The organism is Blastococcus colisei, from assembly GCF_006717095.1.
GTDB lineage: Bacteria > Actinomycetota > Actinomycetes > Mycobacteriales > Geodermatophilaceae > Blastococcus_B > Blastococcus_B colisei.
On the sequence record NZ_VFQE01000001.1, the window covers coordinates 455,136 to 476,502 of the forward strand.

The 21,367-nt window shown below is 72.5% G+C and carries 20 protein-coding genes; 13 read left to right on the forward strand and 7 right to left on the reverse strand.

Annotation, left to right across the window (positions count from 1 at the left end):
• Nucleotides 1-31: 31 nt before the first annotated feature.
• The 3 genes from fbaA (at nt 32) to FHU33_RS24755 (ending at nt 1,777) form a co-directional block, all read left to right on the forward strand.
• The gene (fbaA, locus tag FHU33_RS02125; RefSeq protein WP_142023862.1) at nt 32-1,066 is read left to right on the forward strand and encodes a class II fructose-bisphosphate aldolase; all 1,035 of its coding nucleotides are present in this window, start codon (nt 32-34) and stop codon (nt 1,064-1,066) included.
• A 2-nt stretch (nt 1,067-1,068) separates the two neighbouring features.
• Nucleotides 1,069-1,491 carry a DUF3151 domain-containing protein gene (locus FHU33_RS02130; RefSeq protein WP_142023863.1) on the forward strand — a complete coding sequence of 141 codons (423 nt, stop codon included), beginning with the start codon at nt 1,069-1,071 and terminating at the stop codon, nt 1,489-1,491.
• Nucleotides 1,492-1,633: 142 nt separating this feature from the next.
• Nucleotides 1,634-1,777 (forward strand): GPGG-motif small membrane protein, encoded by a 144-nt coding sequence (locus tag FHU33_RS24755; protein ID WP_170182293.1) that lies wholly within the window; start codon nt 1,634-1,636, stop codon nt 1,775-1,777.
• Nucleotides 1,778-1,858: 81 nt separating this feature from the next.
• On the opposite strand, the gene FHU33_RS02135 is transcribed toward FHU33_RS24755, so the two are convergent.
• The 3 genes from FHU33_RS02135 to FHU33_RS02145 form a co-directional block, all read right to left on the reverse strand.
• Nucleotides 1,859-2,683 carry an ATP-binding cassette domain-containing protein gene (locus FHU33_RS02135; protein WP_142023864.1) on the reverse strand — a complete coding sequence of 275 codons (825 nt, stop codon included), beginning with the start codon at nt 2,681-2,683 and terminating at the stop codon, nt 1,859-1,861.
• A gap of 67 nt (nt 2,684-2,750) precedes the next feature.
• Nucleotides 2,751-3,815 carry an ABC transporter permease gene (locus FHU33_RS02140; RefSeq protein ID WP_142023865.1) on the reverse strand — a complete coding sequence of 355 codons (1,065 nt, stop codon included), beginning with the start codon at nt 3,813-3,815 and terminating at the stop codon, nt 2,751-2,753.
• Between the two features lie 132 nt (nt 3,816-3,947).
• A complete protein-coding gene (locus FHU33_RS02145; RefSeq protein WP_142023866.1) occupies nt 3,948-4,562 on the reverse strand; it encodes a hypothetical protein in 615 nt (204 codons plus the stop codon).
• A gap of 80 nt (nt 4,563-4,642) precedes the next feature.
• Here FHU33_RS02145 and FHU33_RS02150 point away from each other — a divergent pair, with 80 nt between their 5' ends.
• On the forward strand, nt 4,643-5,932 hold the full coding sequence (locus tag FHU33_RS02150) for an adenylosuccinate synthase (RefSeq protein WP_142023867.1): 1,290 nt from the start codon (nt 4,643-4,645) through the stop codon (nt 5,930-5,932).
• 201 nt (nt 5,933-6,133) lie between these two features.
• On the opposite strand, the gene FHU33_RS02155 is transcribed toward FHU33_RS02150, so the two are convergent.
• On the reverse strand, nt 6,134-7,150 hold the full coding sequence (locus FHU33_RS02155) for a glycerophosphodiester phosphodiesterase family protein (protein ID WP_142023868.1): 1,017 nt from the start codon (nt 7,148-7,150) through the stop codon (nt 6,134-6,136).
• A 147-nt stretch (nt 7,151-7,297) separates the two neighbouring features.
• Between FHU33_RS02155 and rsgA the strand changes: the two genes are divergently transcribed.
• Both rsgA and purD read left to right on the forward strand, forming a co-directional pair.
• On the forward strand, nt 7,298-8,278 hold the full coding sequence (gene rsgA, locus FHU33_RS02160) for a ribosome small subunit-dependent GTPase A (RefSeq protein ID WP_246063218.1): 981 nt from the start codon (nt 7,298-7,300) through the stop codon (nt 8,276-8,278).
• A gap of 24 nt (nt 8,279-8,302) precedes the next feature.
• Nucleotides 8,303-9,559: a phosphoribosylamine--glycine ligase gene (gene purD / locus FHU33_RS02165; RefSeq protein WP_142023870.1), complete on the forward strand. Its 1,257-nt coding sequence runs from the start codon at nt 8,303-8,305 to the stop codon at nt 9,557-9,559.
• A 150-nt stretch (nt 9,560-9,709) separates the two neighbouring features.
• Here the strand turns inward: purD and FHU33_RS02170 are convergent, their stop codons facing one another.
• The gene (locus FHU33_RS02170; protein WP_142023871.1) at nt 9,710-11,125 is read right to left on the reverse strand and encodes an AI-2E family transporter; all 1,416 of its coding nucleotides are present in this window, start codon (nt 11,123-11,125) and stop codon (nt 9,710-9,712) included.
• Between the two features lie 126 nt (nt 11,126-11,251).
• On the opposite strand from FHU33_RS02170, the gene purB reads away from it, so the two are divergent.
• From purB to FHU33_RS02205, 7 genes are all read left to right on the forward strand, one after another.
• Nucleotides 11,252-12,559, forward strand: a complete 1,308-nt coding sequence (gene purB, locus FHU33_RS02175; protein WP_142023872.1) for an adenylosuccinate lyase — start codon at nt 11,252-11,254, stop codon at nt 12,557-12,559.
• Complete coding sequence (locus FHU33_RS02180; protein ID WP_142023873.1) at nt 12,556-13,419, forward strand: phosphoribosylaminoimidazolesuccinocarboxamide synthase; 864 nt, start codon at nt 12,556-12,558, stop codon at nt 13,417-13,419. Before purB ends, FHU33_RS02180 begins: the two co-directional genes overlap by 4 nt.
• A gap of 115 nt (nt 13,420-13,534) precedes the next feature.
• Complete coding sequence (locus FHU33_RS02185) at nt 13,535-15,820, forward strand: Ig-like domain-containing domain (protein WP_170182294.1); 2,286 nt, start codon at nt 13,535-13,537, stop codon at nt 15,818-15,820.
• Between the two features lie 74 nt (nt 15,821-15,894).
• Nucleotides 15,895-16,134, forward strand: a complete 240-nt coding sequence (gene purS / locus FHU33_RS02190) for a phosphoribosylformylglycinamidine synthase subunit PurS (protein WP_142023875.1) — start codon at nt 15,895-15,897, stop codon at nt 16,132-16,134.
• A 10-nt stretch (nt 16,135-16,144) separates the two neighbouring features.
• Nucleotides 16,145-16,816 carry a phosphoribosylformylglycinamidine synthase subunit PurQ gene (gene purQ / locus FHU33_RS02195; RefSeq protein WP_142023876.1) on the forward strand — a complete coding sequence of 224 codons (672 nt, stop codon included), beginning with the start codon at nt 16,145-16,147 and terminating at the stop codon, nt 16,814-16,816.
• Entirely contained in the window at nt 16,813-19,155 is a 2,343-nt protein-coding gene (purL, locus tag FHU33_RS02200) for a phosphoribosylformylglycinamidine synthase subunit PurL (RefSeq protein ID WP_246063219.1), read from the forward strand. The genes purQ and purL overlap by 4 nt, the downstream gene beginning before the upstream one ends.
• Entirely contained in the window at nt 19,155-19,535 is a 381-nt protein-coding gene (locus FHU33_RS02205; protein WP_142023877.1) for a sterol carrier family protein, read from the forward strand. Before purL ends, FHU33_RS02205 begins: the two co-directional genes overlap by 1 nt.
• A gap of 164 nt (nt 19,536-19,699) precedes the next feature.
• Here FHU33_RS02205 and FHU33_RS24760 read toward each other — a convergent pair whose 3' ends face one another.
• Nucleotides 19,700-19,846, reverse strand: coding sequence for an MFS transporter small subunit (locus FHU33_RS24760; protein ID WP_170182295.1), 147 nt, complete (start codon nt 19,844-19,846; stop codon nt 19,700-19,702).
• Nucleotides 19,843-21,261: an OFA family MFS transporter gene (locus FHU33_RS02210; protein WP_142023878.1), complete on the reverse strand. Its 1,419-nt coding sequence runs from the start codon at nt 21,259-21,261 to the stop codon at nt 19,843-19,845. The genes FHU33_RS24760 and FHU33_RS02210 overlap by 4 nt, the downstream gene beginning before the upstream one ends.
• Between the last annotated feature and the right edge of the window lie 106 nt (nt 21,262-21,367).

The window sequence follows — 21,367 nt, forward strand, 5'->3', positions numbered from 1 at the left end:
GCACCAGCAACGCAGCCGAGGAGTGCCCCGCATGCCCATCGCGACCCCTGAGGTCTACGCCGACATGATCCGCCGGGCCAAGGAAGGCGGGTTCGCCTACCCGGCGATCAACTGCACGTCCTCGGAGACGGTCAACGCGGCCCTGCGCGGGTTCGCCGACGCGGGCAGTGACGGCATCATCCAGTTCTCCACCGGAGGTGCGGAGTTCGGCTCGGGCACCCGGGTGAAGGACATGGTCACCGGCGCGGTGGCGCTGGCCGAGTTCGCGCACGTCGTCGCCGAGAAGTACCCGGTCAACGTCGCGCTGCACACCGACCACTGCCCCAAGGACAAGCTCGACTCCTACGTCCGCCCGCTCATCGCGCTGTCGAAGGACCGGGTGGACGCCGGCCAGGAGCCGCTGTTCCAGTCGCACATGTGGGACGGCTCGGCGATCGAGCTCACCGAGAACCTCGACATCGCCGAGGAGCTGATGGAGAAGTCCGCGGCGGCCAAGATCGTGCTCGAGCTGGAGATCGGCATCGTCGGCGGCGAGGAGGACGGCGTCGTCGCCGAGATCAACGAGAAGCTCTACACCGCCGACGGCGACTTCCTGCGCACCGCCCAGCAGCTGGGCCTGGGGGAGCGGGGCGTCTACCTGCTCGCCGCGACGTTCGGCAACGTGCACGGCGTCTACAAGCCGGGCAACGTCAGGCTCCGCCCCGACGTGCTCGAGCGCGGTCAGGCGGCCGTGGCCAAGGAGTTCGGTCTCGGTGACGGCGCCAAGCCGTTCAACCTGGTGTTCCACGGCGGCTCGGGCTCGGCCCTCGAGGAGATCCGGGAGGCGCTGTCGTACGGCGTCGTGAAGATGAACGTCGACACCGACACCCAGTACGCCTTCACCCGGCCGATCGCCGGCCACATGTTCACCAACTACGACGGCGTCCTGAAGATCGACGGCGAGGTGGGCAACAAGAAGGCCTACGACCCGCGCAGCTACCTCAAGGCCGCCGAGACCGGCATGGCCGCCCGCGTCGGCGAGGCGTGCGAGGACCTGCTGTCGGCCGGTCAGTCGCAGGGCGGCTGACGATGTCGCACTCCCACGGGAACCTGCTGGGTGAGCCCCCGGCGACACTCCTGCCGGCCACGCCCGAGGCCGACGCCGAGCTGGCGGAAGGCGCCACCGCGGCCGAAGCCGTCGCCCACCACCCCACGGTGAGCGCACTGTGGGCCACGCTGGCCGAGGAGGCGCTGAACCGGCCCGAGCGACAGCTGGCCGACACGATCCAGGCCTACGCCTACGCCCGTACCGGCTACCACCGCGGGTTGGACGCGCTGCGCCGCAACGGCTGGAAGGGTTTCGGTCCGGTGCCGTGGTCGCACGAGCCCAACCGCGGGTTCCTGCGCTGCGTGACGGTGCTCGCCAAGGCGGCCGAGGCCATCGGCGAGCACGACGAGCAGGAGCGCTGCACCCAGCTGCTGCGCGACTGCGACCCGACGTTGTTGGCCTGATCCCTCACTATCGGTAATTCCCGGTCCGGCCGGGGCGGGCGGCTGAGCTGTGCGTTCGTGGCAGAGGTTTGCCCGGCGAGTGTGATGGTCATCACTGTGAGTGCACGGCGCCCCCCGGCGCCCGCACGAACGGAGACAGCGCATGGCCACCCTCCTGTGGATCCTCGCCGTCGTACTCGTGGTCGCCGGCATCGTCGCGATCGTCCGGAAGCAGTTGCTGTGGGGCATCGTGCTGATCGTCGTGGGCCTGCTGGTCGGGCCCGGCGGGGTGAGCGTCTTGACCTGATCGCGCAGAAATGGCCATTTCTGCCCGACGGGTGCACCCCCTCCGGCCGGGTGCGCCGCAGAAATGGCCATTTCTGCAGGCTCAGCGGTCGCCGAGTTCGGAGTGGAGAGCGGTCAGGGCGTCGGTCAGGGCGCTGAACTCCTCCCCGCCGGCCATCAGGCGCATGAGGTCGGAGGCGTCGACGTCGTCGCGGGTCAGCGTGCCGGCGACCGAGCCGTGGGCCAGCAGCAGGAACCGGTCACCCACCAGGTGGGCGTAGCGGGGGTTGTTCGTCACCAGCAGCACCGCGAGGCCCTGCGTGCGGGCGGCGACGATCGCCTGCAGCAGGAGCGTCTGCTGGTTCACCGTGAGCGGCGCCGCCGGCTCGTCGACGATCAGCGCCCGGGCGCCGAAGTGCATGGCCCGCGCGATGGCCAGGCTCTGCCGCGCACCGGCCTGAAGGGTGCTGGCCGGCTGGTCGGGGTCCAGCTGCGTCACGCCGACGCGGGCCATGGCCCGCACCGTCGTCTCCCGCGCCCGCTCGACGTCCAGCCGGCGCAGCGGCCACACCCCGCGGGTGGGCTCCGCGCCCAGGAAGAAGTTCCGCCAGATCGACAGCAGCGGGGCGACGGCGAGGTCCTGCCAGACCGTCGCGATCCCGGCCGCGCGGGCCTGGCGCGGTGAGCGGAAGCGGACCGGCTCGCCGCTGAGCAGGAGCTGCCCCTCGTCGTGCGGAGTCAGCCCCGACAGCACCGAGACCAGGGTGGACTTGCCGGAGCCGTTCTCCCCGAGGACGCAGGTGATCTCCCCCGCCGGCAGCGTCACGCTGACTCGCGACAGCGCGGCCACGCTGCCGAAGTGCACGCTGAGACGCCGCAGCTCCAGCTCCGGGAGGGCCGGCGCGGTGCGATGGACGGGCTCGGTCACGGGCGCTCCTTGCTCGTCACATCCGTGCCCGTGGGCGCTCTGTTTCCCCGTGACCTCGCAAGCCCGGTCACGACCGGGGCACCGCCTTCAGCCGGCGGCGCACGACGCCCGTGGCCAGGAGCGCGACCAGCAGCAGGACGCCGAGGAGCGCGCGGAACCACAGCGGATCCCACCCGGCCAGCACGATGCCCTCCCGCGAGACGGCGTAGAGGATCGCGCCCACCGAGGCGCCGATGGCCGACCCATAGCCCCCGGTGAGCAGGCAGCCGCCGAGGACCGCCACGACGATGAAGTCGATCGCCGTGCTCAGCACCGGCGAGCCGACCGCGACCCCGCCGATGCGGACCAATCCCAGGGTGCCGATCAGCCAGCCCGCCGACGCGGTCAGGCAGAACAGGGCGAGCGTCGTCCGCCGGACCGGGACGCCGAGCTGGCGGGCCGCCGTCCGGGCCCCTCCGCTGGCGAAGACGGCGTTGCCGAACCGGGTACGCCACAGCGCCCACGTCGCCAGAGCGGTGACCCCGACCCACCACAGCAGGGCCACGCGGAAGCGGCCGTCGCCGACCTGCACGGTCGAGCCGAAGACGGCGACGGCGGCGTCCCAGCCGGGGGCCTCCTCCACCTCCGCGAGCCGCCCCGACCCGGCCACGGCCAGCGTTCCGGCCTGCGACACCCCCTGCAGGATGAGGAAGGTCGCCAGGGTCACCAGGAAGCTCGGCAGGCCCGTGTTCACCACCAGGACGCCGTTGACCAGGCCGACGGCCAGGGCCGCGGCCAGCGAGGCCGACAACGCGGGCCAGAGGCCCCAGCCGGCCTGCTGGACCAGCAGCGCGGTGAGCAGCGGGCTGGCGACGGCGAGGACACCCACCGACAGGTCGAACTGCCCGGCGATGAGCAGGAGGCCGACCGCGACGCCACCGATGCCCAGCAGCGCCGCCGTGTTCAGCACGCTGGCCAGGCCGCCGGTCGTGACCAGAGCCGGCGCCTGCAGGCCGAACACCACCGAGACGACCGCGAGGCCGACCAGGGCGGGCAGGCTCGGCCGGGCCAGCGCCCGCCCCAGCAACCGCCCGCCGCGCGAGGACCCGGCCCGCGCTCCCGACGTGCGCTGCCGGTCCGACATCACCGGCATGCCTCGCGGCCGAGCCGGAACCCGGTCGAGGGACAGGACGACGGCAGCGGAACCTCCTCGGGCGGTGGGGTTCGCTCCAGTGTCCACGAGGCGCCCGGCCCCTGCCGGAGCCCGCCGCGGCCCCGCCCTGGTTCAGGGCTGGAGCCGCCAGCGGACCCGGTCGTCGGCGTACCAGGTCCAGCGGTGCACCGGACGCGGAAAGGGCACCCCGTCGCGGACGATGCGGGCCGGGTCGGAGGCGATCTGGAGGGCCCGGCCGCTGGTCTGACGGGTGGGCCGCAGGGGCTGGAGCATGACCGTGACACCGATCGTGTCCACCGCGCGCCAGTCCGGGCGGACGTCGATGCGGGTGATCTCGCCGTCGGCCACCTTGATGTCGTCGTGGTGCGCCTGCAACCCCAGCCGACGGCTCAGGGAGCGGCGTCCGTCACCGGCGGCCTCCACGCGGCCGTGGTGCAGGAGGACACCCCCGTGGTCGTCCCGGACCAGGCAGAGGTCGCGGGGCTGCCCGGTGCCGACGCCGATGTCGCGGGCCAGGGCGAGCGACGCCTTGTCCGACGCCGGCTCCCAGGCCACCGGCACGCGTGCGGTGCGCTCTGCCTTGAGCAGGACGGTGAGGACCGCCGAGAGGCCCGCGACCGGGCCCCGCACGCGCAACGAGTCCGCGTCCGCGGCGGCGGCGACGTCCTCCCGTCGGGGGGCCTGGCCGGGCTCCAGACGGCGGAGGTCCAGCTGCACGGCGGCCATGCGGATACCCTGCCATCTGGCCCCGGCGGGAACCGCCGGGTGCCGCTCCACCCCCGACGCACAAGGAGAACCAGGACCCGATGCCGGCTGTCGTGCTGATCGGTGCCCAGTGGGGCGACGAGGGCAAGGGCAAGGCCACCGACCTCCTCGGTGGCCGCGTCCCCTACGTCGTCCGCTACCAGGGCGGCAACAACGCCGGTCACACGGTGATCACCCCGGACGGCGAGAAGTACGCCCTGCACCTCATCCCGTCGGGCATCCTCACGCCCGGCTGCACGCCGGTCATCGGCAACGGCGTGGTCATCGATCCCGAGGTGCTGATCGGCGAACTCGCCGGACTGGAGGAGCGCGGGGTGGACACCTCGCGGCTGGTCATCTCCTCGGACGCGCACTTGATCATGCCCCACCACCGGGCCCTCGACAAGGTCACCGAGCGCTTCCTCGGCAAGCGCAAGATCGGCACCACCGGCCGCGGCATCGGCCCCGCCTACGGCGACAAGGTGGCCCGCGTCGGCATCCGCGTGCAGGACCTCCTGGACCTCTCGATCCTCCGGCAGAAGCTCGAGGGCACGCTCCAGGAGAAGAACCAGATCCTGGTCAAGGTCTACAACCGCAAGGCCATCGACGTCGACGAGGTGGTCGCCGAGTACACGCAGTACGCCGAGGCGCTCAAGCACCGCATCGTCGACACCCGGCTGCTGCTCGGCCAGGCACTCGACGCGGGCGAGTGGGTGCTGCTCGAGGGCTCGCAGGGCACGCTCCTCGACGTCGACCACGGCACCTATCCGTTCGTGACGTCGTCCAACCCGACCGCGGGCGGCGCCGCCGTCGGCGCAGGTGTCGGCCCGACCCGGATCGAGCGGGTCGTCGGCATCCTCAAGGCGTACACGACCCGCGTCGGCTCGGGCCCCTTCCCGACCGAGCTCTTCGACGCCAGCGGCGAATACCTGCGCAAGCAGGGCGGGGAGGTCGGCGTGACGACCGGCCGCGACCGCCGCTGCGGGTGGTTCGACGCCGTCGTCGCCCGGTACGCCAGCCGGGTCAACGGCATCACCGACTACTTCCTCACCAAGCTCGACGTGCTGTCGGGTCTGGACACGGTGCCGATCTGCGTCGCCTACGAGATCGACGGCGTCCGGCACGACGAGATGCCCATGACGCAGACCGACTTCCACCACGCGAAGCCGGTGTACGAGGAGATGCCGGGCTGGGTCGAGGACATCCGCCACTGCCGGACGTTCGACGAACTACCGAAGAACGCCCAGGCTTACGTGCAGCGGCTGGAGGAGCTCTCCGGGGCCCGGATCAGCGTCATCGGCGTCGGCCCGGGCCGCGACGAGAACGTCGTCATACGGGACCTGATTGGTTGATGCTCCGCATCAACCACCGCGGCCAGGAGCCGTCCCCTGCTGCGATGAGCCGTTGCCGGCCGTTCCTCAGGGAGGCCTCCGGCCGCCCTTCGTCGCGGCCGCCTCGCGGGGCGGCTCGCCTATTGTTCCGCGGCTCTCTTCCGGCCCGGCTTGGTCCTCGCGGCTCTGCGGCCTTCCTCGGGGACCCTTCGGGCCCCCTCGTCAGGCCGCGGCGGCGAGCGCCAGTTCGGCGATGGCCACGGCGGCGTACTCGGGGAAGTCGGTGATCAGGCCGTCGACGCCCAGCGCGAGCAGCTGACGGGCCACGCCCATCGCGTCGCCCAAGGCCTCGGGGACATCGCCGATCCGGAGGTGCTCCGGCAGGAACGCGTTCTCCGCCCGCAGCGTCCAGGTGAAGACCGTCAGCGCCGCGCGGTGGGCCTCGGTCACCAGCGGGGAGCCGCCGCCCGTGGCACTCCGCAGCACCCGCTCCACGCTCGGCCCCACGCCCTGGGCGTAGGTGCTGATCTCCCGCAGCCCGGCGGGGGTGACCATGCGGTCACCTTCGGCGAAGTCGTTCACCAGCTGGACCATCTCCGGGCCCTGCTCACCCAGCCGCGCGCGCAGCTCGCGCAGGACGGCGGCGTCGAAGGACTGCAGCAGCACCGAACCCCGCGCGTCGGTCGCGTCCAGCCGGCGGAGCTCCTCGGCGACCAGCTCGGCCATGGGCAGGCCCTCCTCGGCCGACCAGCCCGGGTGCTTGAGCTCGGCCAGTACCCGGATCTGGCGCTCGGCGGTCGACCGGGTCCGCGCCAGGTCGATCACCTCGGCGAGGGTCAGGATGCCGAACCGGCCGTCGTAGGCGGTGTTCAGCGGGCGGAACTCGGGCATGCGCTCCACCGCGCGCAGCGTGCGCAGCTCGGCGAGGGTGAAGTCCTCGGCGAACCAGCCGGTGCACGGGGCGCCGTCCACCTCCTTGGTGGTGCGGCGGTCGGCGAACTCGGCGCGGCTGCCGACGTCGGTGGACCACGAGAGCTCGCTCTCGTGGCGGACGACGAGGGCGCCGTCACGGCTGACCACGACGTCGGGCTCGATCAGCTCTGCACCGAGGTCGATCGCCAGCTCGTAGCTGGCCACCGTGTGCTCGGGGCGGTAGGCGGGGGCACCGCGGTGCCCGATGACGACAGGACGGGGAAGGCGGGTCGCTGGTCGCACTGCCAGCGACTCGGTCGCGCGCATGTCCGTCACAGAACCTTAATCGGATGACTACGGGGTGAACTGAAGCGAACGCGTCTCACACAATTCGACAGACACAACGCTGACCAGCGCTGCACCATTCGCACCGTGACGGATCTCTCATCGCTGGGCTGGGGCAGGTGTGACGCAGTGCAATCCGGCACCGTGCTCGGACGGGTGGCGCGTATCGACCGAGGTCGGCTGACCGTGCTGACCGCCGACGGCGAGCGGCGCGTCGTCCCGGGGGCTGCGCTCCACGCCACCGACGGCACCGGTCCCGCGGTGGGCGACTGGGTGACGGTGCGCGGTGAGCTCGCCGTCGAGCTCCTCCCCCGGAAGAGTGCCTTCGTCCGGACCGTCGCCGGACGGAGGTCGGCCGCGCAGGTCGTCGCGGCCAACCTCGACCTGGTCCTCGTGGTCGACGCGCTCACCGGGGAGGCCCGGATGCGGCGCATCGAGCGCTATCTCGCCGTCGCCTGGAGCAGCGGGGCCACGCCGGTCGTCGTCCTCACCAAGGCCGACCTCTGCGCCGACGTCGCCGCCGCGGTCGAGGCCGTCCGCGAGGACGCCCTCGGCGTGGACGTGCTGCCCGTCAGCTCGGTGACCGGGGAGGGGCTGGCCGAGGTCCGCGCGCTGCTCGGGCCGGGCCGGACGGCGGCGATGGTGGGTCCGTCCGGCGTCGGGAAGTCCAGTCTCGTCAACGCACTGGCCGGGCGGACGGTTGCCGGGACGCGCGAGATCCGCGACGACGGCCGGGGGCGGCACACCACGACCGCCCGCGAGCTGCACCTGCTGCCCGGCGGGGGCCTTCTCGTCGACACCCCGGGGATGCGGGAGCTGGCGCTCCACGACGACGCCGACGGGGTGGAGGCCGCCTACGCCGACGTCGCCGAGCTGGCCGCCGGGTGCCGGTTCCGCGACTGCGGCCACCGCGGCGAACCGGGGTGCGCAGTGGCGGCCGCGATCGACGACGGCCGCCTGGACCCCGCCCGTTTCACCGCCTGGCGCAAGCTCCAGGCCGAGACCCACCGGCAGCTGCTGCGCATCGACGCCCGCGCCCGCGCCGAGGAGCGGGCCCGTCTGCGCAGCTTCCACCGGGGCCTGAGGGAGCGGCCCAACCGCCTGCGCTGACGGGGGCTCGGTAGTTTCGGCCCCGTGCGCGTGCTCGTGATCGGCTCCGGTGCCCGGGAGCACGCCCTGTGCGTGGCTCTGTCGTCCGACCCCGCGGTGGGCGCGCTCGCCTGTGCGCCCGGCAACGCCGGCACCCGAGCGCTCGCCGAACCCCTGGCCGTGGACGTGGCCGACCCGGACGCGATCGCCTCGGTCGCCACGGCGTGGTCGGCCGACCTCGTCGCGGTCGGGCCCGAGGTCCCGCTGGTCGCCGGCGCCGCCGACGCCGTCCGGGACGCCGGCATCGCCTGCTTCGGCCCCTCCGCGCAGGCCGCCCAGCTGGAGGGCAGCAAGTCCTTCGCCAAGCACGTCATGGAGGCGGCCGGCGTACCCACGGCACGGGCCTGGCCCGTGGGCGGGACCGCGGAACTGGAGACCGTGCTGGACGAGGTGGGGGCGCCGTACGTCGTCAAGGACGACGGCCTGGCCGCCGGCAAGGGCGTCCTGGTCACCGACGACCGCGCCGCCGCCGTCGCCCATGGTCACCGGGTGCTCGACGCCGGTGGGGCCGTGCTGGTCGAGGAGTACCTGGACGGGCCCGAGGTGTCGCTGTTCGCGATCACCGACGGGACGACGGTGCTGCCGCTGATCCCTGCCCAGGACCACAAGCGCCGCGACGACGGCGACGGTGGCCCGAACACCGGCGGGATGGGGGCCTACGCGCCGCTGCCGTGGGCGCCCCCTGGACTGGTCGAGGAGGTGCTCGGCACGGTGCTCCAGCCGACCGTCGACGAGATGGCCCGCCGCGGCGAGACCTTCAGCGGACTGCTCTACGCCGGTCTCGCGCTGACCTCTCGGGGGATTCGGGTGGTGGAGTTCAACGCCCGGTTCGGCGACCCGGAGACCCAGGTCGTGCTCCCCCTGCTGGAGACTCCGCTCGGCGGGCTTCTGCACGCCGCCGCGACGGGCACCCTCGCCGGCCACCCGCCGCTGCGCTGGCGGGACGGTGCGGCAGTGACCGTCGTCGTGGCCGCGCCCGGCTATCCGGAGGCGCCGCGGACGGGCGACCCCGTGACCGGCGCCGACGGCGAGGGCGTGCTGCACGCCGGGACGGCGCTGGCCGCGGACGGTTCGATCGTGTCGGCCGGGGGGCGGGTCGTGTCCGTCGTCGGGCTGGGCCCCGATCTCGCGGCCGCCCGGCAGACCGCCTACGAGCGCCTGGCCGGCGTCCGGCTGGCCGGCGGGCACTGGCGCACCGACATCGCGCTGGCCGCCGTCGAGGGGCGGATCACCGTCGGGTGACAGCCGCGTGAGCATCGCAGGGAGACGCCCGGAGCCGACAGGGAGTGAGCATCGCAGCGAGCGCCGGCGAGCGAGGAGCGGAGCGACCGCGAAGGCGACTGGCGGCGCCGACCGAGGAGCGGAGGGCGGCGCGGAAGCCGACCAGTGATCTCAGCCAGCCGTGACCGCCGGCCGGGCCCGCTCCGGGCGGGGCTCGGGCGGCCGGGGGCCCTCGTGCCGACGGCTGAGGTAGGTGCCGGCGACGTTCACGCAGGCCACCGTCGGGACGGCGATCAGCGCGCCGAAGATGCCGCCGACGAGCAGGCCCGCCGCGATCGCCAGCACGACCGCCAGTGGGTGCACGTGTACGGCCCGACCGAGCAGCAGCGGCTGGAGGACGTGTCCCTCGAGCTGCATGACCGCGATGACGATGGCCAGGGCGATGAGTGCGGAGATCGGTCCCTGGGAGACCAGGGCGACGAGCACCGCGACGGTGCCGGCGAGGAACGATCCGATGATCGGGATGAACGCGCCCAGGAAGACCAGAGCGGCCAGCGGGATCACCAGCGGGACGCCGAGGATGGCCAACCCGATGCCGATGCCGACGGCGTCGACCAGGGCCACCGCGACCGTCGCCCGGACGTAGGAGATCAGGGTGCGCCACGACCGGCGGGCCGCCTCGTCCAGATAGGCGCGGGAGCCGGCGGGGAAGAGGCCGACCAGCCAGAGCCAGATCGACCGGCCGTCCTTGAGGAAGAAGAACAGCGTGAACAGCGCCAGGACGAGGCCGGTGAAGACGTGGCCCACCGTGGTGGCGGTCGTGAGGGCGCCGGAGGCGATCGTCTCCTGGTTGGCGACCAGCGCTTCCTGCGCCTGGGCGACGGCCTCCTCCAGCTGACCGCTGGTGATCGGGAAGGTGCGGACGACGAACGACTGCACCTGCCCGATGCCCTCGCTGACCTGCTCGGCGAGGTCGCTGAAGCCGGCGCTGATCTGCTGGACGACCAGGGTGATGATCCCGGAGACGACTGCGAGCCCGACCACGAGCATGGCCGACGCCGCCAGCGATCGGGGCCAGCCGCGCTTCACCAGCCCGGCCGCCCCCGGCTGCAGGAGCGCCGCCAGCAGCAGGGCCACGATCACCGGGACGACGACGACCGCGATGTGGCTGGCGGCGTAGAGCAGGACGTAGAACCCGGCGATCACGACGATCAGCCGCCAGGACCAGGCCGCCGCCGTCCGCAGACCGAAGGGGACGTCGTCCTCGGCCGCCGCCCGGCGCGGGGGGGCCGTCCGCGCGACCGGGCGCCGTGGCCGGCCGCCCTCGGGTGTCGTGCGATCGGGCGGGCCACTGACTCCACCGGGGCCGGTCACGCCGTCGAGGTCGGGAGCGCCGGCCTCGGGGCTGCCCAGCGGAGGTCGCGTGGACCCCCGGGCGTCGCCGTCCTCGCTCGGATCGTGGTCGACGTCGACCGCCTCGGGCTCCGCCTGGTCGGGGTGGGGGTGCCAGGCGTGGGGATCGTGTTCCCGCGCGGCACGGATCCGCTCGCGGGCGCGGGCGGTCAGGTCACGGGCGCGGCCGCGCATCGTGCACCTCCGCTCGGGCGTCAGGGTCCTGGAAGAACATCGAAGCCCCACAGAGGGGACCCCGCCAGCCCTGCGGGAGGATGGTCCCGTGGTGCGACGAGCTGAGCAGAGCCAGGCGGTACCCGCATGATCGAGCGCTACACGCTCCCGGAGATGGGCCGCGTCTGGAGCGACCAGCACAAGTACGAGCTGTGGTGCCGCGTCGAGACCCTCGTCCTGGAGGCGCACGCCGCGGCCGGACGGGTCCCGGCCGACGTCGTCGATCCGGTCCGCAACGCCCCGCCTCCGACGCCCGAGCGGGTCGCGGAGATCGAGGAGACGACGCAGCACGACGTCATCGCCTTCCTCACCGCCTGGGCGGACAACACCGAGCCCCGCTCGGCGGCCGCCTACGTGCACCACGGCATGACCTCCTCGGACCTGCTCGACACCGCGCTCGCCGTCCAGCTGACCGACGCCACCGACGTGCTGCTGGCCAAGGCCGACCGGTTGGTGGCGGCCCTGCGCGACCACGGCCTGGCGCACCGGTCGACGATCAAGGTCGGGCGGACGCACGGCGTGCACGCCGAGCCCGTCGTCTGGGGCCACCGGGTGGCCGACCTCGCCTTCGCGGCCGCGCGGTCGCGGGACCGGCTGCGGGCAGCGCGCGACGCCGTCGGCGTCGTGGCCATCTCCGGCGCCGTCGGCACGTACTCGCTGATCGACCCGTCCGTCGAGGGGGCGGTGGCGTCGGCGCTGGAGCTGGAGCCGGCCGACGCCTCCACCCAGGTCGTGCTGCGCGACGGCATCAGCGAGTGGGTCTCGGCGCTGGCGATCATCGCGACGGTCTGCGAGGCGATCGCGCTGGAGGTCCGGCACGGCCAGCGCACCGAGGTGCGGGAGCTGTCGGAGGCGTTCGGGTCGGGCCAGAAGGGCTCGAGCGCGATGCCGCACAAGAAGAACCCGATCCGCTCCGAGCGCATCGCCGGGCTGGCGCGGGTGGTGCGCGCGGCGATCGTGCCGGTGATGGAGGGCATCCCGCTCTGGCACGAGCGCGACATCTCGCACTCCTCGACCGAGCGGGTGTTCCTGCCCGACGCCGCGATCACCACCGACTACCTGCTGAACATGACCGCCGGGCTGGTGGAGAACCTCGTGGTCGACGCCGACCGGATGCGCGCGAACCTCGAGTCCACCGGTGGGCTGATCTACACGTCGTCGGTGCTGCTGGAACTGGTCGAGGGCGGGCTGTCCCGCGAGGACGCCTACGCGCTCGTGCAGACGGCGGCGATGGAGACGTGGAACTCGGGTGTCCCGTTCCGCGAGACGCTGCGGGCGCGGGCGGCCGCGTCCTCGGTGGCGCTCGACGAGACCCGGCTCGACGAGATCTGCCGGCCGGAGCAGTACGTGGCCAACCTCGGCCCGCTGTTCGACCGGCTGGCCGCGCTCTCATGACCGTGGACCTGCCCCTGGTGGCCCGGGGGAAGGTGCGCGAGATCTACGACGCCGGCGACGACCGGCTGCTGCTCGTGGCCTCGGACCGGATCTCGGCCTACGACCACGTGCTGCCCACGCCCATCCCCGACAAGGGCAGGGTGCTCACCCAGCTCTCGGTGTGGTGGTTCGAGCAGCTGACGCCGGTGCTGGAGCAGTTCGGGGCGTCGCACCACCTGGTGTCGGCGGTCGACGTGCCTGCGGAGGTCGCCGGCCGCGCCATGCTGGTGCGGCGGCTGGACATGCTGCCGGTGGAGTGCGTGGCCCGCGGCTACCTGTCCGGCTCGGGCACGGTCGAGTACTCGCGCACCGGCTCCATCCGGGACGTCGCCCTGCCTGCGGGGCTGGTCGAGGGCTCGGAGCTGCCGGTGCCGGTGTTCACGCCGTCCACCAAGGCGGAGGTCGGGGAGCACGACGAGGCGATCGACTTCAGCGCTGTGCAGGGCGCCGTCGGAGCCGGCCGTGCCGCGGAACTGCGGGAGCTGACGCTGGCGCTGTACTCGCGGGCGGCGGAGATCGCGCTGGGGGCCGGGATCATCCTGGCCGACACGAAGTTCGAGTTCGGGATCTCGCCCGAGGGCGGGCTGGTGCTCGGCGACGAGGTGCTCACCCCGGACTCGTCCCGCTTCTGGCCGGCAGCCACCTGGGAGCCCGGCGCCGTGCAGCCGTCGTACGACAAGCAGTACGTGCGCGACTGGCTGACGTCGTCCGGCTGGGACCGGGCCTCCCCGCCCCCGGAGCTGCCGTCCGCCGTCGTCGAGGCCACCCGCGACCGCTACGTCACCGCCTACGAGCAGCTCACCGGCCGCCGTTTCGGCTAGCAGGTCGCGGCCCCGCGCGAGCATGGGTGGTGCCGGACCGGCCCGTCACCTACGGTCTCGGGGCCCGGAGCGTCCCCGCGACCTCGCCGGTCTCCGCCTCCCCCCTGGAGTTCCTATGGCCCTCGACCTGGTTCTGCGACGTCTCGCCGGTCGGGGGAAGCTCCTGATGGTCACCGCCATCACGAGCGCGCTGGTGCTCGGCGGGCTGACCTGGGCCCCTCCCGCGTCGGCCGCCGTCGGGGTGCCGGTGACGTATCCCGGGCACTTCTACGACTCGTCGGTGACCAACCCGAGCGCGGACAAACCGCAGAGCAAGCTCTGGTACCACGACGGCTCCTGGTGGGCGCTCATGGTGGAGGCCGGCGGCACAGCGGTGACCATCCACGAGCTCGACCGCGCCACGCACGTCTGGAACAACACCGGCACGATCGTCGACGACCGTCTCAACAGCACCGGTGACGCCCTCTGGAGCGGCAAGGACGGACGGCTCTACGTCGCCAGCCGCGTCAAGGGGACGGGGACCGGTGCGAACCTCGAGGTGACGGCCTACACCTACGGCAACGGGGCGTGGTCCCTCGTTCCCGGCTTCCCCGTTCCCCTGGACACCAAGGGCGGTTCGGAGTCGGCCACGATCGACCAGGACTCGCTCGGCCATCTGTGGGTCACCTACACCCAGGGCTCGAAGCTCTGGGTGGCGCACTCGACCGACGGGGGCCGCACCACCTGGACCCCGGGATTCGTCCCGAACGTGCCCGACGCGGCGATCGCGTCCGACGACATCTCGGCGTTGATCGCGTTCGGCTCCAGCATCGGCGTGCTGTGGTCGGACCAGCAGTCCGGCGCTGTGCGATTCGCCATCCACGACGACGGCGCCGCCGACACCGCCTGGCGGGTGGAGGACGTGCCGCTCCTGGCAGGTCTGGCCGACGACCACATCAACATCAAGCAGCTCACCGGGGACGCGCAGGGCCGGATCTTCGCCGCCATCAAGACCTCCGCGGACGAGGCCGCTTCCCCGAATCCGGACGACACCCTCGTCGGCGTCCTCACGCGGACGCCCGGGTCGAACGGGGCAGGGAGCTGGGCGCTGGCCCCGGCGGGCACCGTCGCCCAGGGGTACACCCGGCCGATCATCGCCATCGACGCCGAGAATGCCGAGCTGTACTTCCTCGCCACCACGGGCGTCGGCGGCCCCGACATCGTCTACAAGAAGTCGCCGCTGTCCAGCGTGAGCTTCCCGACCGGTCCCGGGCAGCTCTTCATCGACGCCAGCTACTCGGTGAACAACGCCTCCGGCGCCAAGGACCCGGTCGACTCCACGACCGACCTGGTCATCCTCGCCGCGTCGGGGGGCCAGGACAGGTATGCCCACGCCGAGATGGAGCTCGCCGGGGGCGGCGACGGCGGCGAGCCGGAGCCGGAGCCGGAGCCGGATGCTGCGCCCACGGTGGTGTCGACGAGCCCCGGCTCCGGCGCCACGGGGGTGGCCGTGACCGCGAACGTGACCGCCACCTTCAGCGAGGCCGTGACCGGGGTGAGCGGCACCAGCTTCACCCTTCGTCCCACGAACGGCACCACAGCCGTGGAAGCCGCCGTCAGCTACGACGCCGCCACCAAGGTGGCCACGCTCGACCCGGGCAGCAGCCTGGCCGGTGGTACCTCGTACACCGCGACGCTGTCCGGAGCCATCACGGACAGCGCCGGCCAGCCGCTCGACCCGAACCCGACGACCTGGAGCTTCACCACGGCCAGCGCGTCGGGCGATTCCAAGGAGCCGACGGTGAAGGCCAGGACCCCGGCTGCCGGCGCCACCGGCGTCTCGCTCGGGGTCAACGTCACCGCCACCTTCAGCGAGGCGGTGACCGGCGTGGACTCCAGCACGTTCACGCTGCGGAACAAGGCCACCGGGCAGCCGGTCCCCGCCGTGGTGTCGCTCACCAGCACCACGAACAAGTACATGCTCAACCCCGACAAGAACCTGGCTGCCGACACGCGCTACGTGGCCAGCCTCAGCTCCGGGATCCGGGACCTCGCGGGCAACGCCCTGACCCTGACCGAATGGGAGTTCCTCACCGGTCCGGCGCCGAAGGTCTCCTCACGGACGCCTGCCGCGGGCGCGACCGGCGTCAGCCGCACCGCCGACATCACCGCCACGTTCAGCGAGCCGGTGATGAACGTCACCACCGGCACCTTCACGGTGCGAGTCGGCACCGGTACGGCGATCACCGCCACGGTCACGCGAAACGGCACCACGAACCAGTGGATCCTGGACCCCGGGGTGACCCTGGCGGCGAACACCAAGTACACGGTCACGCTCACCGGCGGCCCGAGCGGGATCACCGACCTCGCCGGCAACCCCCTGAAGACCGTGAAGTGGACATTCACCACCGGGGCTACCTGATCCGGGGCTGAGTAGCAGGGCGGGCAGCGGGTGGGGCGCATGGCGCCCTCCCCGCCCCCGGTACCCTCGTCGGCGTGTCCCGGGTGGTCGTCGACGTCGTCCTGAAGCCGGAGATCTCCGACCCCCAGGGTCAGGCGGTGCTCGGAGCGCTGGGCCGGCTCGGTCACGACAGCATTCGCAGCGTCCGCCAGGGCAAGCACTTCGTGCTCGAGGTCGACGGCACCCCGGACGAGGCCGAGCTGAAGCAGATCGCCGAGACGCTGCTGGCCAATCCCGTCATCGAGGACGTCGAGCTGCAGCTCACCACCGACTGAAAGAGCAATCGTGCGCATCGGTGTCATCACCTTCCCGGGCTCCCTGGACGACGTCGACGCCGCCCGCGCGGTGCGGCTGGCCGGTGGTGAGCCGGTTGCCCTGTGGCATGGCGACCACGACCTGAAGGACGTCGACGCCGTCGTCCTCCCCGGTGGCTTCTCCTACGGCGACTACCTGCGCGCCGGCGCCATCGCGGCGCGTGCGCCCCTGATGCAGGACGTCGTGACGCAGGCCCGCCAGGGCCTGCCCGTGCTGGGCATCTGCAACGGCTTCCAGGTCCTGTGCGAGGCCGGCCTCCTCCCAGGTGCGCTGACCCGTAACAGCCACCTGCACTTCCGCAACCGCGACCAGGTGCTGCGGGTCGAGCGCGCGGACACGACGTGGACCCAGGACTACGAGACCGGCCAGCACATCGTCATCCCGGTCAAGAACGGGGAGGGCCGCTACGTCGCCGCGGATGCGGACCTCGACCGCCTGGAGGGCGACGGCCGGGTCGTGTTCCGCTACGTGGGCGGCAACCCCAACGGGTCCAGCCGCGACATCGCCGGCGTGACCAGCGGGGACGGCCGGATCGTGGGTCTGATGCCGCACCCGGAGCACGCCGTCGAGGACCTCACCGGTCCCAGCACCGACGGTCTGGGCTTCTTCACCAGCGTCCTGAAGGCCGCGGTGAACGCATGACCAGTGCCTCGGAGGGGCTCTCCGACCTCGACACGGGCCCGGGGCGGCTGGCCAACCGGCTCGACACCGTCGACCTGGCGGCGAGCACACCGGACGACGAGCAGCCCTACGCCGAGCTCGGGCTCGAGGCCGACGAGTACGCCCGGATCACGGACATCCTGGGCCGCCGCCCGACCACCGCCGAGCTCGCGATGTACAGCGTCATGTGGAGCGAGCACTGCTCGTACAAGTCCAGCAAGGTCCACCTGCGGCAGTTCGGCGACCTGCCGCCCAGCGACGCCCTCCTCGTCGGCATCGGCGAGAACGCGGGTGTCGTCGACGTGGGTGACGGCTACGCGGTCACCTTCAAGGTCGAGTCGCACAACCACCCGAGCTACGTCGAGCCCTACCAGGGCGCGGCCACCGGCGTCGGCGGCATCGTCCGCGACATCCTCACCATGGGCGCGCGGCCGATCGCGGTCATGGACAGCCTGCGCTTCGGCCGGGCGGACGCCCCCGACACCGCGCGCGTCCTGCCGGGCGTCGTCGCCGGGGTCGGCGGCTACGGCAACTGCCTGGGTCTGCCCAACATCGGCGGCGAGCTGCTCTTCGACGACTGCTACGCCGGAAACCCGCTGGTCAACGCGCTGTGCGTCGGCGTCATGAAGCACGAGGACGTCCGGCTGGCCAAGGCCGAGGGCATCGGCAACAAGGTCGTCCTCTTCGGTGCCCGCACCGGCGGCGACGGCATCGGCGGCGTGAGCGTGCTGGCCAGCGAGACCTTCGACGCGGAGGGCCCGGCCAAGCGGCCGTCAGTGCAGGTCGGCGACCCGTTCACCGAGAAGCTGCTCATCGAGGCCTGCCTGGAGATCTTCGCGGCCGACCTGGTCACCGGCATCCAGGACCTCGGTGGCGCCGGCCTCTCCTGCGCGACGTCCGAGTTGGCCAGCGCTGGCACCGGCGGCATGCACGTCGACCTCGACACCGTCCCGCTGCGCGACAGCACCCTGACGCCCGCCGAGATCCTGATGAGCGAGTCGCAGGAGCGCATGTGCGCCATCGTCGAGCCGGCCAAGGTCGCCGACTTCCTCGCCGTCTGCGAGAAGTGGGACGTGCTCGCGACCGTCATCGGTGAGGTGACCGACGGCGACCGGCTCACCGTCGACTGGCACGGCGAGCGGATCGTCGACGTCCCGCCGCGCACCGTCGCGCACGAGGGTCCGGTCTACGAACGCCCGATGCGCCGCCCGGCCGACCTCGACGCCCTGCAGGCCGACGACGCGGCGAAGCTCCCCCGTCCCACGACCGGCGCGGAGCTGCAGGCGCACTGGCTCGCCGTGGTCAGCAGCCCGGACGGCGCCGACAAGACCTGGGTCACCGAGCAGTACGACCGCTACGTCCGCGGCAACACGGTGCTGGCCCAACCCGAGGACGCCGGTGTGGTCCGCATCGACGAGGACAGCTCCCGCGGCATCGCGCTCTCCCTCGACGGCAACGCCCGCTACGCCCGGCTGGACCCCTACGCCGGCGCCCAGCTCAACCTCGCCGAGGCCTACCGCAACGTGGCGGTGAGCGGCGCCAAGCCGCTGGCGGTCACCAACTGCCTGAACTTCGGCTCCCCGGGGGAGCCGGAGGTCATGTGGCAGTTCGCCGAGGCCGTCCGCGGCCTCGCCGACGCCTGCCGCGAACTGGGCCTGCCGGTCACCGGGGGCAACGTGAGCCTCTACAACCAGACCGGTGACGTCGCCATCAACCCGACGCCGGTCATCGGTGTCCTGGGCGTTCACGAGGACGTCCGCACGCGGGTGCCGAGCGGCTGGCGGACGGCGGAGGAGACGGTCCTGCTGCTCGGCGAGACGAAGCCGGAGTTCGGCGGCTCCGCGTGGGCGGACGTCGTGCACGGCCACCTCGGCGGCCGGCCGCCGGCGGTCGACCTCGCCGCCGAGCGCGCGCTGGGCGAGCTGCTGGCCGCCCTGGGCCGTGAGGGCCTGCTCGGCTCGGCGCACGACCTGGCCGACGGCGGCCTCGCACAGACCCTCGCCGAGTCCGCGCTGCGGTACGGCGTCGGCGCCCGCCTCTCCCTCGGGGACGATCCGTTCACGGCGCTGTTCAGCGAGTCCACGGCACGGGTCGTCGTCACGACGTCGGACCCCGGCGGCGTGAAGACGACGGCGCGGTGGGCCGGGGTGTCCGTGACGGAACTCGGGACGACCGGCGGGGACGCCCTGACCGTCGACGGTCTGCTCCACCTGCCGCTCGCCGAGCTGCGCGCCGCGTGGACGGCCACCCTGCCGGCGCTGTTCGGGGCCCCCGAGGTCACGGTCGGCTCCGTACCGGCGGGCACCGTGCCGACGAGCTGATGCCGGCCCCGATCCCGGCCGGCGAGCTGCGCGCCGTCCTCGAACCGGTGGAGGCCTGGCTGGACGGGGCGGCCGAGCAGCCGCCCCGCGCGGTGGTGGGCGCCGCGGTGAAGACCACGGCCCGCTGGCTGGCGCAGCAGGTGCCCGGCCGATCGGTGGAGCTGCGGGTGCCGCCGCACGTCGCCGTCCAGTGCATCGAGGGGCCCCGGCACACCCGGGGGACGCCGCCGAACGTGGTGGAGACCGACGCCGCGACCTGGTTGCGGCTGACCAGCGGCCGGCTGACCTGGGACGCCGCCGTCGCCGACGGGAAGGTCACCGCCAGCGGCAACCGCGCGGACCTCACCGGACTACTTCCCCTGTCACCGCTCCTCAGGTGACACCGCGGCCAGGAGCCGTCCCCCGATCGGTGGAGCCGCTGCGTCGCGCCTGCGCGGAACCCTCCGGGCCACCTCCGGGCCCCACTCGGCGCGACAACTCATCAAGCACAGCACTGCGCCCCGCCCGCTCGAGAGCGGACGGGGCGCAGTGGCCGTACGGGTGATCAGCCGCCGAACAGCGCGCTGGCCGCCTTCACGGTGTTGTACAGCCCGTAGGCCAGCGGGACGCCGACCAGTGCCCACGCGAAGGCGATGAGCCCCGTGGACGTGTGGGTGGGCTGCTGGTTCTGGGTCGAGGCGGGAGAACTCATCGGACCGTGCTCCGTTCGGGTGCCGCGGCTGCGGTGGGGACGTCGGTGGGCTTGGGCTCGAACCACTTGTCGGCAACCGGCTTGATCAGCAGGTTCGCGACGAAGCCGACGGCCAGCAGACCGACCATGATGAACAGCGCCGGCCGGTAGTCACCGGCGGTGAGCTGACCCGGCGTGCCACGGGAGTCGAGGACGCCGTTGATGATCAGCGGACCGGCGATGCCGGCGGCCGCCCACGCGGTCAGCAGCCGGCCGTGGATGGCGCCGACCTGGTACGTGCCGAACAGGTCGCGCAGGTACGCCGGGACCGTCGCGAAGCCACCACCGTAGAAGCTGATGATGATCGCGGCGGTGACCACGAAGATCCAGGTCGCCGTGCTGCCGAGGGTCGCCAGGATGATGTACAGCACGATGCCGACACCCAGGTAGACCATGTAGATCGGCTTGCGCCCGATGTAGTCCGAGGTCGAGGACCACACGAACCGGCCCGCCATGTTGAACAGCGAGAGCAGCCCGACGAAGCCGGCCGCGGTGGCGGCCAGGACCGTGGAGGTCTCGCCCGTGCGGAAGAAGTCCTGGATCATCGGCGCGGCCTGCTCGAGGATGCCGATGCCGGCGGTCACGTTGCAGAACAGCACCGTCCAGAGCAGCCAGAACTGCGGCGTCTTGATGGCGTTGTTGGCCGAGACGTTCTCGGTGGTGACCAGCGACTTGGCCTTGACCGAGGCGGGGTCGAACCCGTGGGGGCGCCAGTCGGCCGCGGGCACGCGGATGATGAACGCGCCGAACATCATGAAGACCAGGTAGATCAGGCCGAGGGTGAGGAACAGGCCCGCGACGGCATTGCCGCTGGGCACCGTGCCGGCGACGGCCGGGTCGTAGCCCGGGTCGTACCAGTTCATCAGCTGGCGGGACAGCGGCGAGGCGATGAGCGCGCCACCACCGAAGCCCATGATCGCCATGCCGGTGGCCAGGCCCGGGCGGTCGGGGAACCACTTGATCAGCGTGGAGACCGGCGAGATGTAGCCGATGCCCAGGCCGATGCCGCCGAGGAAGCCGTAGCCGAGATACAGCAGCCACAGCTGCTCGGTGTAGATGCCCAGAGAGCCGACGAGGAAGCCGCTCACCCAGAAGACGGCCGAGGTGAACATGGCGGCGCGGGGGCCGTTCCTGTCCACCCAGGTGCCGAAGAGGGCGGCCGAGATCCCGAGCATGACGATCGCGATCGAGAAGATGATCCCGATCTGGGTGAGCCCGGTGTCGAAGTGCTCGACCAGGGCCACCTTGTAGACACTGGTCGCGTAGGCCTGGCCGATCGACAGGTGGACGGCGAGAGCCGCCGGCGGGATCAGCCAGCGGTTGAAGCCCGGCCGAGCGACGATGCGCTCACGTGCCAGGAAGCTGGGTACTGCCACGGAACGACCTCCGAGGACGGGAACGCTGCGGCCGGTTGGACGCAACCTGGTCGCGCACTGTGACGTTTATCGCGACCGGTGGCACGGTACGTCGGCCGTCAAGTAC